We start from the raw sequence: 13454 nt of genomic DNA, 5'->3' as shown, positions 1-13454 counted from the left end.
GGTCACGCACCCGCCTTTTGCTTCAGGTTGGTGACCACCATGTCGGCCACGGTCGCCGCAGCATCACACGGGTCTTGTTTGCCGACCTTCGAATCGCCAAGCGATACTGAGGCATCAATTGTTGTCTGGTCACTGATACCAACACTGACCTGACAGAACGACTTCACTGTTGCTTCTTGCTTAAAGGTCGAGTGGGCCACGGCAGGAAAACCTTGCACGGAAGGCAGTTGACGCCACACAGTTGCTTGCGGTTTGCTGTTCGCATAGACCGCACTGAGTCCGTCAGAAACCTTAGTGGCATACAAGACGGTTGCCAACGCACCAGTATCGTCGTTCGGCCACTGGCATTCCGGACCGAGCGAGGGTTCATCCTTGTGCGTGCCTTGCCGCTTCTGGCCTAGCAGGCTTCCCACTTGGTCTGGAGTAAGCGCGCTATCGCACGGATGCGTCGACAACACTGATGCGGGCAATGGATGTTCCACCTTTGGCGCACCCCCATACGGCAACGTCTTCCCCGGCGCGGACGACTGCGCCGGGGAAGACGCGGAACCAGTTGGCCGCCCGGGCGTCGAACCTCCAGAACATCCTGCCGCCAGCATGGCCACCGCCACGCCAGCAACCGACATCGAGAACCGCGCCTTCATCCGAGAAGCCCCTTACCCTGGTCGCTGTTACCCGCGGTCTTCACATCCGCAGCCGCTTGGCTATCCGATTCGCCGACAATGCCCAACGCCTTCTCAAGGCGGGCGATCAGTTCCGTCATGTACCGATACATCGCATCCAGCGAATTCTTGCCGTTCCCGAAAGTCTGCACAGCCTGCTGATTGAACCCGGTGCTACCCGGGTCGGCAGCTGGCGGAGTAAGTCGCGTCAACGCCTCCGCGCCTGGCAGCATCGCCCGCGTATTGCTCCGGAGCCGCTTGGCCCGTTCGAGTAGCGACTGCGCCTCGTCGCGGCTCAAGGTGAACCCAGCCCCCGCCTTCGTGGCAGATGCCACCGCAGCGGCGTCCGACACCCCTTTGGCCACGTTCATCGCCGCCCCCACGACGGTGATCGGCAGCCCGGTCAGCCAGCCGGTCGTTTCTATCGCTTTTCCCGGGTCGTTCTCAGCCATGCCCGCCCCTCCCCTGCATCGCGCACCGCCTCTTGACCAGGCAAACCAGCCCGAGGCCCCTCCGGCTGTCACTGTAACCAACTGCTCACAGCGGGGTGGCGGAAACCGGCGAACTCACCCCACTGTGAACCAGGACGAGCAGGGCAAACCGTCCCGCTCCCCAGATCTAGGTTGATCACACACCTGCCCTCTGCTTCAGATTGGCGACGACCATGTCGGCGATCCGAGCAGCGACCTCACAAGGTGCCGCCTTGTCGACCTTCGCCTGGCCGAGGGTGATCGACACGTCGACGGTGTGCTGGTCAGTGACTCCAACGCTTACCTGACAGAACGACTTGGACCCTTCGGGGCTGTAGGTCGAGTGAGCAACGGCAGGCAACTCCCGCATGGGAGGAAGTGGTTGCCACACTGCGGAACGCGGCTTTGTATTTGCGTAAACCGCACTCAAACCATCAGTGGTCTTCGTGGTGTACAAGACACTCACAATCGCGCCAGCGACACTGTTAGTCCAATGGCACTGCGCACCAAGCGCATCCATATCATCGTGCTCGCCCTGCGGTACCTGCTTCAGAATCCTGCCCAGCTGATCTGCAGTAAGCGCGCTATCACACGGATGCGTCGACAGCACCGAATCCGGCAACGGGCGCTCTACCTTCGGTGCGCCTGCATACGGCAGCGTCTTCCCGGCGGTCGACGGCGAAGAACTCGTTGCGCCAACATCCTGACTTGGCGTAGAGCCGCTGGAACAGCCCGCCATGGACACGGCTCCGGCCATTGCAACAGTGATCAAGCTTGCGAACCGCACCTTCATTCGGCAGTCTCCCCCTGCGAATCGATCTCCAGTCGTAACTGTAGCCAGTCACGCATCTCGAGGCGGCAGGTTCGGCGGCAAAGAGGAGCCCCACCACCCGATCCGGGTAGTGGGGCTCTTCAGGGGATCGTCGGGAGCTCAGCCTTTCAGCAAGGCCCGCGCCATCACGACCTTCTGAATCTGGTTCGTGCCTTCATAAATCTGCGTGATCTTCGCGTCGCGCATCATCCGCTCCACCGGGAAGTCCCGGGTGTAGCCTGCGCCGCCGAACAGCTGCACTGCGTCTGTGGTTACCGACATTGCCACGTCGGACGCGTAGGCCTTCGCTGCCGATGCGGTGAAGCTGGCTCGCTTGTCGCCGCGCTCGGAGGATGCGGCGGAGGCGTACACCAGGTGACGGGCGGCTTCGATTTTCGTTCCCATGTCGGCCAGCATGAACTGGATTCCCTGGAATTCCGCGATTGCCTTGCCGAATTGCTTGCGTTCCTTGACGTATGCGACGGCTGCGTCCAGGGCGCCCTGGGCGATTCCGAGGGCCTGCGCGCCGATGGTCGGGCGGGTGTGGTCCAGGGTGCGCAGGGCGGTTTTCAAGCCCGTTCCCGGTTCGCCGATGATGCGGTCGGCCGGGATGGTGCAGTTTTCGAAATAGATCTCCCGTGTTGGGGAGCCTTTGATACCGAGCTTCTTTTCCTTTGGGCCTACCGAGAAGCCCGGGTCATCTTTGTGCACGACGAATGCGGAAATGCCGTTCGCCTTCTTTTCCGCGTTCGGGTCGGTGACGGCCATGACCGTGTACCACGACGATTCGCCGGCGTTGGTGATCCAGCATTTGGTGCCGTTGAGGACCCAGTGGTCGCCGTCCAGGCGGGCGCGGGTGCGCATTGACGCGGTGTCCGAACCGGCCTCGCGTTCGGACAGGGCGTAGGACGCGGATGCCTCGCCTGAAGCGATGGACGGCAGGACCAGCTTCTTCAGGGCTTCCGAACCGGACAGGATGATGGGCTGCGTGCCCAGCTTGTTGACTGCCGGGATGAGCGACGCCGACGCGTCGACGCGGGCGACTTCCTCGATCACGATGCACGCGCCGATGGCGTCGGCGCCCTGGCCGTCGTATTCCTCGCCGATGTGGACGGCGTTGAAACCCGCCTTGACGAGCGCTTGGTTGGCCTCGTTCGGGTAGCGCTCCTGTTCGTCGACCTCCGCCGAGTACGGGGCGATCTCCTTTTCGGCTAGAGCCCGGACCGCGGCCCGCAGTTCCTCGTGCTCTTCGGCCAGCTGATACAGGCCCTCGGCCACCTTCAGTCACCTCTTCTGCAGCGAAACGGGAGAAAGTCCCCCGATGTTAGCCCGCGTTCACACCGGACGCGGCGGCTCGCTGCTTGTGTCCTCGGCCTCACCGTTCGTATGGTCAAGTGATGGCTGCCACTGCGTCGACCCCGCCGCCCGGATTGCCCGCTTCCCTTGACTACCCCCAGGTGCCGATCGGTTCGGTGCTCGCCGGCGCCGCGACACGTTACGGCGACCGCGTCGCGTTCGCGATGGGCGACGACCAGCTCACGTTCGCTCAGACCTGGCAGGCCGCCTGCCGATTCGCGCAGGCGTTGCGCGCCCGCGGCATCGGGCGGGGCGACGTGGTCGCGGTGCATCTGCCGAACTGTCTCGCGTATCCGATCGCCTACCACGGCATCCTGCTGGCGGGAGCGACGTTCAGTCCGACGAATCCGCTGCTTCCGCCGGACGACCTCGCGTTCCAGCTCACTGACTGCGGGGCTGCCGCGGTGGTGACGTTCGGACCGGTCGCGGGCACGCTCGCGGCGGTCGCCGACCGGATTCCGGCGCGGCTCACCATTGTCGTCGCGCCTGCCGGCGAGCTCGGCGAGGGGAGCGTCGAGTTCCGCGAGTTCTTCGCGGACCAGCCTGCGACCAGGCCTGATGTGGCGATCGACGTGGACCACGACCTCGCGCATCTCGCCTACACGGGTGGCACGACTGGGCGGTCCAAGGGCGTCGAGCTCACGCATCGCAACGTCGTCACGAATACGCTGCAGCACACGTGCTGGTCGACTGGCTCGGTACCGGCGCTCGACGCGAACGGCGACCTGACGATCGACCAGATCGGCAGCCCGGACGAATGGCCGACCCGGCTTGGCACCGGCACCGCGATCAACCTGACGCCGTGGTTCCACGCGATGGGGGTGATCGCGGGGCTCAACGGCCCGCTGATGGGCGGCGGCACGACCGTGCTGCATGCGCGGTTCGATCCGGCGGCGTATGTCGCGGACGCTGAGCGGCTGCAGGTCACGACTATCGGCGGCGCGCCCGCGCTGTTCGCGGCGTTGCTGGCGACGCCTGCGTTCCACACTGCCGACCTGTCGTCGGTGCGCAACATCGGCTCCGGCGCCGCGCCGATGAGTCACGAGATGATCCGCGCGCTGCACCAGCGGTTCCCTGACGTCGTGATCGCCGAGGGGTACGGGCTCACCGAGGTGACGATGGGGGCGGTGATCTCGCCGAGTTACCGGTCCGGCGTGCGCAAGGTCGGGTCGGTCGGCGGGCCGATCTTCGACACCGAGGTCAAGCTCGTCGCGGAGGGCAGCGAGGAGCCGTTGCCGCCCGGGCAGGAGGGCGAGGTGTGCTTGCGCGGGCCGCAGGTGATGCGCGGATACCGGAACCGTCCGGAGGAGACCGCCGCCGCGCTGGTCGACGGGTGGCTGCACACCGGCGACATCGGCGTGCTCGACGAGGACGGTTATCTGTCCATTGTGGATCGCAAGAAGGACATGCTGCTGTACAAGGGATACAACGTCTTTCCGCGCGAGCTGGAGGAGCTGCTGAGCGCCTCGCCGGGCGTGCTGTCGGCGGCGGTGGTCGGCCGGCCGAGCCCGGAGGTCGGCGAGCTGCCGGTGGCGTTCGTGGTGCGGCAGCCGGATTCCTCAGTGGACGCCGAGCAGTTGATGGCGGCGGTGAACGAGAAGGTGCTGCCGTACAAACGCTTGCGGGAACTGCATTTCGTGGCGGAGATCCCGGTGTCGGCGGCGGGCAAGGTGCTGAAGCGCGAACTGCGGAAGCAGCTGCCCGACCCGGCCTGAGCCAGCGGTGCGTGCGGATGCCGGTTTCGGGCCGGCATCCGCTCGCCCGAGCTACTTGCCGGCTTTTTCGCGGAGTTTGGCGTCCTTGTCGAGCACCAACTGCTCCAGGTCTTCCTGGAACTGCGTCAGTTTCGCCTGCAACTGCAGGTCGGCGGCGGCGAGAATGCGCACCGCGAGGAGACCGGCGTTGCGTGCCCCACCGACGGACACGGTCGCGACCGGGATACCGGCGGGCATCTGCACGATCGACAGCAGCGAGTCCATGCCGTCCAGGTACTTCAGCGGAACCGGCACGCCGATCACCGGCAGCACCGTCGCCGACGCGACCATGCCCGGCAGGTGCGCGGCGCCGCCCGCGCCCGCGATGATCGTGCGGATGCCCCGGTCGGCCGCGGACTTCGCGTAGTCCAGCATCCGCTGCGGGGTGCGGTGTGCCGAGTAGACACCGACCTCGTACTCGACGCCGAACTCGTCCAGCGCTTGTCCCGCGGCCTCCATCACCGGCCAGTCGGAGTCGCTGCCCATGATCACGCCCACCTGCGGCGCCATTGTGTTCCCCTTCAGTGGATCTCGTAGCCGTCGAGCCAGACGGCGTGGGACAGCCAGTGCGCGGACAGCAGCGCGCGGTTGCGCAGGTCGTCCATGCGGTCGCCGACGAAGTTGACGTGCCCGAGCTTGCGACCGGGCCGGTCCCGCTTGCCGTAGAGGTGGATTTTCACCTCGGGGAACCGCGCGAACAGGTGGTGCACCCGCTCGTCCGGGCTCATCTGCGGCGAAACGTCCGCGCCGAGCACGTTCGCCATCACGCACGCCGGCGCGATCAGGTCCGTGCGGCCGAGCGGGTAGTCCAAGACGCCGCGCAGGTGCTGCTCGAACTGCGACGTGCGCGAGCCGTCCATGGTCCAGTGCCCGGAGTTGTGCGGACGCATCGCCAGCTCGTTGACCAGCAGACCGGTCTCGGTCTCGAACAGCTCGACCGCGAGCAGGCCGGTGACGTCCAGCGTTGACGCGATGCGCAGCGCCAGCTCCTGCGCTTCGTGCACCCGCGACTCGGCCAGCCCCGGCGCCGGGGCGAGGACCTCGGTGTTGATGCCGTTCGTCTGCACGGTCTCGACCACCGGGTACGCCGCGCCCTGGCCGAACGGGGAGCGCGCGACCAGCGCGGACAGTTCGCGCTTCATCGCGACCTTCTCCTCGACCAGCAGCTCCGTTCCGGCTTCGAGGAGTTCGGGAACTGTCTCGCGGGCCTGCTGCGCGGTGTCGAGCATCCAGACGCCCCGGCCGTCGTACCCGCCGCGCGACGCCTTGAGCACCACCGGCCAGCCGTGCTCGCCGCCGAACGTCACCACATCGTCCACAGTGGACACTTCAGCGAAGGCGGGACCGGGCACGCCGAGGCCGGCCATCATCTCGCGCATCACGAGCTTGTTCTGCGCGAACCCGAGCGCGGTGGGCGCGGGACGGACGACGAAACCCTCGGTGGCGAGGGTGAGCAGGTGCTCGCCGGGCACGTGCTCGTGGTCGAAGGTGACCACGTCGACCTGGCGGGCGAAGTCGATCAGCGCGTCGAGGTCGGCGTGGTGGCCGATGACGACGTCACTGGCGACGAGGGCCGCCGCGTCGCCCTCGTCGGCCGCCAGCACCTTCAGCGACTGGCCGAGGGAAATCGCCGCCTGCTGCGTCATGCGGGCGAGCTGCCCGCCGCCCACCATGCCGACGATGGGAAGACCGGTTCGTTTGTCCATAGCGGAGACCAGGTTACTGGGCGGGAGCTGGCGGACCATCGGCGACCTGCGGCGGAGTGAGGTGGGCGCCGGGGTGGGTGGGCGGGGTTGGCGGGAACCGGGTGAGGTGGCGCGCTCGCGGGACCGGCTGGACGGTGAGTGGATCTCGTTTCGGCGGAGACCCGGTGGCAGGAGCGCGGTGAACGCGGCCAGTGGGCGGGGCGCGGGCAGGTCGAGGCGGCTGGGCCGGGACGACTGGGCGCGGCGGGTCGGGTCGGCGGAGGCCGCGGGCGCGTCTATGGAGCGGGCCGGACGGTGCCCGGGACCATCTCGTCGCGCATCGACGTCTCGGCAGACTCGCGGACTACGCGGCTAGCCAGCCGATGCGCGACGAACCGAGACGACCGGGCTTGGCGGGCACATCGGTGAACCGGGCCGGACAGCGCCCGACGGGACCACGCCTCCCACCGAGAGCTCGGCAAGCGCGCGGCTAACGCGGCCGGGCAACCAGATACGGGACGGACCAGGACGACTGGGCGCGACAAGCCGGGCCGGGTCGGCGGAAACCGGCTGCAGTGGCGCGCGTCCCGTGGATCAGCCGCACGATGCCCAGAGCCATCTCCGTTCCACCGACGCCTCCCAGCAGAAGCCCAGGCGAAGACGGCCAGCCGGACCAGATCGCACAAGCTGAGTCGGCGTCAGCCGCGTTCACCAGGCCGCAGTCAGCCGAACCAGTCAGGAAGACGCGCACGTCCGGAGAACCGGCCCGGCTGAGTGTCCAAACAGGCCTGCTCCCGTCCAATCCGGACCACCGCGACAAAACCCGACATCTCAAGCGGGACACCCCGGCAACACCCAGGCACCGAAACCCCACCCCAACCAGCCCCGCTGCAGCAGGATGGCCGAATGGAATCCGTCACTCTCCCGCGTCCGGTTCTTCACGCCCTTCGCCAGGCCAGCCTCCCCGGCGTGGCCACGGGGATGCTCACTGGCGAAACCCGCCCGCTGACCTTCCCCAAGGGGTTCGGCGAAGTGCTCGCCTGGCTCTGGACCACCGACTCCAACTCAGCCGTCGTCTACCTCGCCGAGCTGATGAAGCAGCTCCGCGAACGGCACCCACTCGCCAAGACCGTCACGCCGCCTCTCCGGTTCGACGAGTTGCTCACCGCGGCCCGCGACTGTCTTCCGGACGACTTCACGCACGCCGATCTGCTGATCCGCTACACCCGCACCGCCCTCGGCGACTTCTACGGCGGGCAAGCGGAGTAAGGGCTCACTATTCGGTTGATCCGCCCGGGCACACGCCGGGTCAGAACGATGGCCGTGCCCATCCGCGAGTCAGGCTCCGGACGGCCGCGTAACCACCGCGATTCAGACAGTAACCGCCACCACCGACAAAAACCGCCAGCAAGCCCCTGACCAGCGGAAAGACTAGGAAGACTCCTGTTCGGCCCGGTTGCGGGCACGCCGCTGCAAACCCCACCGCAGGATCAACGCGACGGCCAGCACCACCGGCATCAGGATGTAGGCGTCGCCGAGAATGTTCTGCCACACCTTCCAATGCAGCTCGACATTCCGGCCGTTCGGCAAGATCAGCAATACGCAACTGACGAACACGAACGCCACCAGGAACGTCCCCAGCCACCGTTTCCACGCGGTCGCCGGGGTGGTTTTCGGCAACCTGGACACCAGGAGCACGACCAGCGGCGCGACCCAGACCCAGTGGTGCGTCCAGGAAATCGGCGAGATCAGCAAAATCCAGAACGCCGTGACGAGCAGCGCGGCCAGCGCCTGTCCGCGCCGGTGGAAGCGGAACATCAGCCACAGCGCCGGAATCGCCAGCACCAGGCCGATGACGGTCGCCGCGCTGGAGGCCCACGGGGCGAGGTCGGTGGCGCGGTTCATCAGTGCGTTCAGGGACTGGTTTCCCGCCCAGTGCACCGGGCCGATCCGGCCGGTGTCGGGCAGCGTTTTGGTCCAGTATTTCCACGAATCGTGCGGGTTGATCAGGAACAGCAGCGCCTGCATTCCGACAAACGTCGCGAGTCCGCGCAAAGCGTCTTTCCAGCGGCCGGTGACCAGCAGGTGGCCGAGAAAGACGATGGGCGTCAGCTTGATCGCGGCCGCGAGCCCGACGAGCACACCGCCCCAGCGGCTGCCGCGCGCGCCGATGACGAGCATGTCCAGCAGGACCATCGCCATCAGGATCAGGTTGATCTGGCCGAGGAAGATCGTCCGCCACACCGGTTCGAGGGCGAGGAAGACCAGGAAGAACACGATGGTCGACCGGGCGGGCGAGGCCCACCAGCGGGGGCCGTCGGCGGCCGGGCGGGGCAACGCGCCGATCGCGATCCGCACCGACAGCGCGAGCGCGCCCAGCGACACCACGGTGAGGAAACCCCACGCCACCTGCACCGGAACAAGCGCGAGCGGCGCGAACAGCAGCGCCGCGGTCGGCGGGTAGGTGAACGGCAGCAGCGCCCAGCCGGGTTCGGTGGGCAGCGTGTTCGCGTCGTAGAGGTTGTCGCCGCGCAACAGCTGAAGCGCGCCTGCCCGGTAGACCGCGCTGTCCACGCCGAGGTTCCAGTCGTGCGTCCAGCCCCAGAACCCGACCGCGATCGCGAGCAGCGGGAACACCGCGAACACGAGCATCGAACGCGGGCGCACGGACAGCCGTGCCAGAGATCGGCGCAGAGCCAGCCGGGGCTGCCCGGATCGATTCACCGGAGCTTCGCCGTCGGCAGCGGAGGGTACGGTCCTGGTCACCACACCAGGAAAGCATGAACGCGGGAATGCTGGTCGGGAAGGGGGACCGGGGCTCAGCTGTGCGCCAGTTCCGTCAGCAGCTCACACGCCCGGTCATGCGTCCCGGGAAGCCGCACGGCCGACACCAGCGGACGGGCGACGTCGCGCAGCTGCGGATCCACCGAAAGGCGTTCGTTGAGCGCCCTTCGCAACGCGACCCCGCGCGTGGCCAGGCGTTCGTTGCGTTCGGCCAGCACCGCGACCGCGGACGGACCGATCGTCGCGTAGCACTCGCCGGTGTCGAACACGGCTCGGACAGCGTCCGCGGCGAGGATCATCGCCGTCAGCCGAGGCCAGCCGGACACCGCCGTCAAGTCCAGTGAGACCGTGAGCAGCACGTTCGCTTCGTTGAGGCCGCCGCGGTAGATCTCGCCGAGCCGGGTCCGCAGGTACGCCGCAGACGGCAGGCCGGTGAGCGGATCGGTGACCTCGGTGTGCACGAGCTGGTCGGTGGCGACATCTGCCCAGGCCAGCGCGGTCACGCGGAGCAGCCGGGCCGGAGTGGCGTCGACATCCGGCGCGACGAATCCGTCGACCGCGTGCGGGTCGGCGAGCACCGCGTGCAGGGCGGCCAGGTCGGACAGCGTTTCCGACAGCCCCGCTCCCGCCGCCGCTCGCGCCCGGCCCAGTCCGGCCAGCGCGTTCTCCGCGCCGGTCGAACCGTGCCGCACGACTGCCGCGCACACCGCGTCTACTTCGGGCAGTGCCCAGTCGCTCGGGAAACGCCAGCCGGCCGCGAGGCTCGCTGTTCGCCAGCGGGCTCGCAATGCCCGCAAATGGCGGTCCCGCTCGAACCTCGCACGCGTCTCGTCCCCCGACGAGTCGCCTGCGGAGCCGAACCGCGCCCCGGTCGCCGGTACGTCCACCGAACCCCCAGCTCCTTCCGGTATCTGTCGATCTTGTCCCCAATCACGGAGGGGACGCGGGGGAACTCCTCTCGTGACGCGTTTTCCCCGATCTTTTTCGCCTAATCACCAGACGAGAAGGTGAACTCGTTGGGCCTACTGAGGCATCTGTCGGACCACGGCGTGACGAGTGTCGCCGCATCCGTCACACTTGGTGTGCGTTGTAAGGAGTAAGGCGCGTGGAGTCCGCCGCGCGCGCAGCCTTAAAGGAGCCCCGTGTCCACCGTTCCCGCCGATCTCTCCGGTAAGAGTGACGCCGAGCTGATCGCAGAGGTGCGCGCGGGAAAGATCGCGTCCTACGGTCCGCTCTACGAGCGGCACAGCGGTGCCGCGCACAACCTCGCCCGCCAGCTCGCGCGGTCCAGTTCGGAGGCCGACGACCTCGTGTCGGAGGCGTTCTCGAAGGTTCTGGACACGCTGCGTGGCGGAAAGGGTCCGGACAGCGCCTTCCGTGCGTACCTGCTTACTGCGCTGCGTCACACTGCGTATGACAAGACCCGTCGCGACCGCCGGATCGACCTCAACGAGGACATGAGCGACGTCGGCGGCACCGCCGGCGAGGCGCTCACCGTGCCGTTCTCCGACACCGCCGTCGCCGGCCTCGAGCGCACGATGGCCGCGAAAGCGTTCGCGCGGCTGCCCGAACGCTGGCAGGCGGTGCTGTGGCACACCGAAATCGAGCAGCAGAGCCCGGCTGAGGTCGCGCCGCTGCTCGGGCTGACCGCGAACGGCGTGTCCGCGCTCGCGTACCGCGCCCGGGAAGGGCTTCGCCAGGCTTATCTGCAGGTCCACCTGCAGGAGAACGGTGCCGACCGCTGCCGCGCGACGGCCGAGCGGCTCGGTGCCTGGACGCGCGACGGGCTGTCCAAGCGCGAACGCTCCCAGGTGGAAAACCACCTCGACGAATGCGACGAATGCCGGATGCTGGCGGCCGAATTGGCCGACGTCAACGGCAGCCTGCGCGCGATCATCGCCCCGATCGTCCTGGGCGGCGCCGCACTCGGCTACCTGGCCACGATCGGCGCGGCCAAGGCGAGCGCGGCTACTGCCGGTGCCGCCGCGGTCGGCGCTGGCGCGGCTGCGGCAGGCGGAGCCAAGGCAGGCGCGGCGGCAGCTGCGTCCGCGCCGCGGCAGTTCGCCGGGGTCGCGATGTCCGGGGCCGCGATGGTGGCCGCGGTTGCTGTTGCGCTGGCCGCTGGTGGTGGGACACAGACCATTCCGGCTGCTCAGCAGGCACCCGCGCCGCCGGCCGCTGCGCCCGCACCTGCGCCGAAGCCCGCTCCCCCCGCTCCTCCTGCCGCGCCCCCGGCTCCGCAGGCCCCGCCGCCTGCTCAGCCCGCGCCTCCGGCCGTGCAGCCGCCTGCGGCACCTCCGGCTGCGCCGCCAGCACAGCAACCAGCCCCGAACCCGCCTGCTGGGAAGCCCGACCTGTCCACCTCCCTGCCGCCGAACGGGATCGAACTCCAGCCGGGCGGCGGACCGGTCGCGCTGCCTATCACCGTGCGCAACAGCGGCAACTCCGTGTCCGACCCCGTCAAGGCGACGCTGGACCTGCCGTCTGGCGTGCGGGCCGTCCAGGCAAACGGCGGCGGCGCGGTCGGTGCCTACTTCAGCGAAGCGGCCGCGCAGTCCGGGCCGATGCAGATCGCGTGCCCAGGTGGCACGGGCACGGTCACGTGCAAGACCGGCAGCGGATTGCAGCCTGGACAGTCGGCTGTGTTGATGTTCCGGTTGCAGGCGGACGAGAACGCGAAGGGCGGCGAGGTGACCGGTTCGGTCACTGCGGGTGCTTCGGTGAAGGTCGACGTCAATGTCCGGGTGAAGGTCAAGGCCCCGCAGGACGCGTTGTCGCTGACGGCCGACAAGCTCGGCCCTTGGTTCCATCCGGTCGTCAGGGCCAACGTTCAGAACACCGGACAGAGCACGAAACCCGTCACGATCACCCTCGACCACCGTGCCACGGGGCCGTTCAGCGTCAAGCGGTTCAAGTGCACGTCCGGCGATGCGAGCCTGAGCTGCACCAGCGTCAATCCGCTGGCTCCAGGCGAGACGGCGGAGTTGTGGGTGGGCGTGAACCGCGAGCCGTTCGACAGCTCGCTCGCCGTCACGGTCAACGCATCGCTCGGCAGCGCCTCGGCGAAACCGGTTTCGGTGCCGCTCGACTGCTGGTGGGACATGTGTCACGAGCCGACGATCGGACCGCTCTCGTCCACGTCGGTGCCGTTGCCGACGACGTCGCCCTCGACGTCGAAGAGCCACGCGCCGAGTTCCTCGAAGCACCCGAAGCCGAGCACCACCCCGCCGACCTCGACGTCCCCCGACGACGAGACGCCGGATTCGACGCCGAGCACCCCGTCGACCACCACGAGCGCGCCGCCGAACCCGGGTTCGAACGGCAAGCCCGGCAAACCCGATAACCACGACAACCGTCCGCCGTCGGTCGAACCCCGGGGGTTCTTCGGCTGGTTCACGGAGTAGCGTCCGCCAGGTGCGCGAACTTCTGGCGAAGCACCGTGAGCTGGTCCGTTTCGCCCTGGTCGGCGGCACGAGCTTCGTCATCACGCTGACGATCACCTACGTCCTGAAGTTCACCGTGCTGCGGACGCATCCGGTCACGGCGCTGATCGTCGGTGTGCTGGTCGCCACGATCTTTTCCTACGTCGCGAATCGCGAATGGGCCTTCCGCACTCGTGGCGGACGGGAACGCGCGCACGAGGCCGCGCTGTTTTTCCTGATCAGCGGGGTCGCGCTTGGGCTGAACGCGTTGCCGCAGTGGATTTCGCGGTACGTGCTTCAGCTGCAGGTGCCGCACGTGAGCGTGGTCGGCACGGAGGTCGCCGACTTCGTCAGCGGGATGATCATCGGCACTCTGCTCGGGACGCTGTTCCGCTGGTGGGCGTTCAAGAAGTGGGTATTCCCTACGGAGGGCGCCCGGACGGAACCGGGGCGGAATGACAATCCGGATATTCCGGACCGTAAGGCCGCCTGAGACCAGGCGTGACCTCG

Annotated in this window: 12 protein-coding genes; 4 read left to right on the top strand and 8 right to left on the bottom strand. The window is 67.9% G+C overall.

Annotation, left to right across the window (positions count from 1 at the left end; translation table 11 throughout):
* Positions 1–2: 2 nt before the first annotated feature.
* The 4 genes from ACZ7OI_RS32305 to ACZ7OI_RS32290 all read right to left on the bottom strand — a co-directional run bounded on the left by ACZ7OI_RS32305 (position 3) and on the right by ACZ7OI_RS32290 (position 3221).
* Entirely contained in the window at positions 3–599 is a 597-nt protein-coding gene (locus tag ACZ7OI_RS32305) for a DUF3558 domain-containing protein (RefSeq protein WP_470268054.1), read from the bottom strand.
* Between the two features lie 41 nt (positions 600–640).
* The gene (locus tag ACZ7OI_RS32300) at positions 641–1114 is read right to left on the bottom strand and encodes a hypothetical protein (RefSeq protein WP_470267866.1); all 474 of its coding nucleotides are present in this window, start codon (positions 1112–1114) and stop codon (positions 641–643) included.
* A 175-nt stretch (positions 1115–1289) separates the two neighbouring features.
* Positions 1290–1925, bottom strand: coding sequence for a DUF3558 domain-containing protein (locus tag ACZ7OI_RS32295; RefSeq protein WP_470267865.1), 636 nt, complete (start codon positions 1923–1925; stop codon positions 1290–1292).
* 138 nt (positions 1926–2063) lie between these two features.
* A complete protein-coding gene (locus tag ACZ7OI_RS32290; RefSeq protein ID WP_470267864.1) occupies positions 2064–3221 on the bottom strand; it encodes an acyl-CoA dehydrogenase family protein in 1158 nt (385 codons plus the stop codon).
* Positions 3222–3340: 119 nt separating this feature from the next.
* On the opposite strand from ACZ7OI_RS32290, the gene ACZ7OI_RS32285 reads away from it, so the two are divergent.
* Positions 3341–5014 carry a class I adenylate-forming enzyme family protein gene (locus tag ACZ7OI_RS32285; protein ID WP_470267863.1) on the top strand — a complete coding sequence of 558 codons (1674 nt, stop codon included), beginning with the start codon at positions 3341–3343 and terminating at the stop codon, positions 5012–5014.
* Between the two features lie 51 nt (positions 5015–5065).
* Here the strand turns inward: ACZ7OI_RS32285 and purE are convergent, their stop codons facing one another.
* Together purE and ACZ7OI_RS32275 are read right to left on the bottom strand one after the other, a co-directional pair.
* Positions 5066–5563 carry a 5-(carboxyamino)imidazole ribonucleotide mutase gene (gene purE / locus ACZ7OI_RS32280; protein WP_101435814.1) on the bottom strand — a complete coding sequence of 166 codons (498 nt, stop codon included), beginning with the start codon at positions 5561–5563 and terminating at the stop codon, positions 5066–5068.
* A gap of 11 nt (positions 5564–5574) precedes the next feature.
* Positions 5575–6759: a 5-(carboxyamino)imidazole ribonucleotide synthase gene (locus ACZ7OI_RS32275; protein WP_470267862.1), complete on the bottom strand. Its 1185-nt coding sequence runs from the start codon at positions 6757–6759 to the stop codon at positions 5575–5577.
* 885 nt (positions 6760–7644) lie between these two features.
* Between ACZ7OI_RS32275 and ACZ7OI_RS32270 the strand changes: the two genes are divergently transcribed.
* Positions 7645–8007, top strand: a complete 363-nt coding sequence (locus ACZ7OI_RS32270) for a hypothetical protein (protein WP_470267861.1) — start codon at positions 7645–7647, stop codon at positions 8005–8007.
* Between the two features lie 162 nt (positions 8008–8169).
* Here ACZ7OI_RS32270 and ACZ7OI_RS32265 read toward each other — a convergent pair whose 3' ends face one another.
* Both ACZ7OI_RS32265 and ACZ7OI_RS32260 read right to left on the bottom strand, forming a co-directional pair.
* Entirely contained in the window at positions 8170–9504 is a 1335-nt protein-coding gene (locus tag ACZ7OI_RS32265) for a glycosyltransferase 87 family protein (RefSeq protein ID WP_470267860.1), read from the bottom strand.
* Positions 9505–9557: 53 nt separating this feature from the next.
* The gene (locus ACZ7OI_RS32260) at positions 9558–10409 is read right to left on the bottom strand and encodes a GGDEF domain-containing protein (protein WP_470267859.1); all 852 of its coding nucleotides are present in this window, start codon (positions 10407–10409) and stop codon (positions 9558–9560) included.
* A 255-nt stretch (positions 10410–10664) separates the two neighbouring features.
* Between ACZ7OI_RS32260 and ACZ7OI_RS32255 the strand changes: the two genes are divergently transcribed.
* Both ACZ7OI_RS32255 and ACZ7OI_RS32250 read left to right on the top strand, forming a co-directional pair.
* Positions 10665–12926: a sigma-70 family RNA polymerase sigma factor gene (locus tag ACZ7OI_RS32255; RefSeq protein WP_470267858.1), complete on the top strand. Its 2262-nt coding sequence runs from the start codon at positions 10665–10667 to the stop codon at positions 12924–12926.
* A 10-nt stretch (positions 12927–12936) separates the two neighbouring features.
* On the top strand, positions 12937–13437 hold the full coding sequence (locus ACZ7OI_RS32250; RefSeq protein WP_470267857.1) for a GtrA family protein: 501 nt from the start codon (positions 12937–12939) through the stop codon (positions 13435–13437).
* The last annotated feature ends 17 nt before the right edge of the window (positions 13438–13454 follow it).

It is taken from the genome of Amycolatopsis sp. NPDC114503, from assembly GCF_055633655.1.
This window is presented reverse-complemented; position numbering and strand designations above follow the sequence as displayed.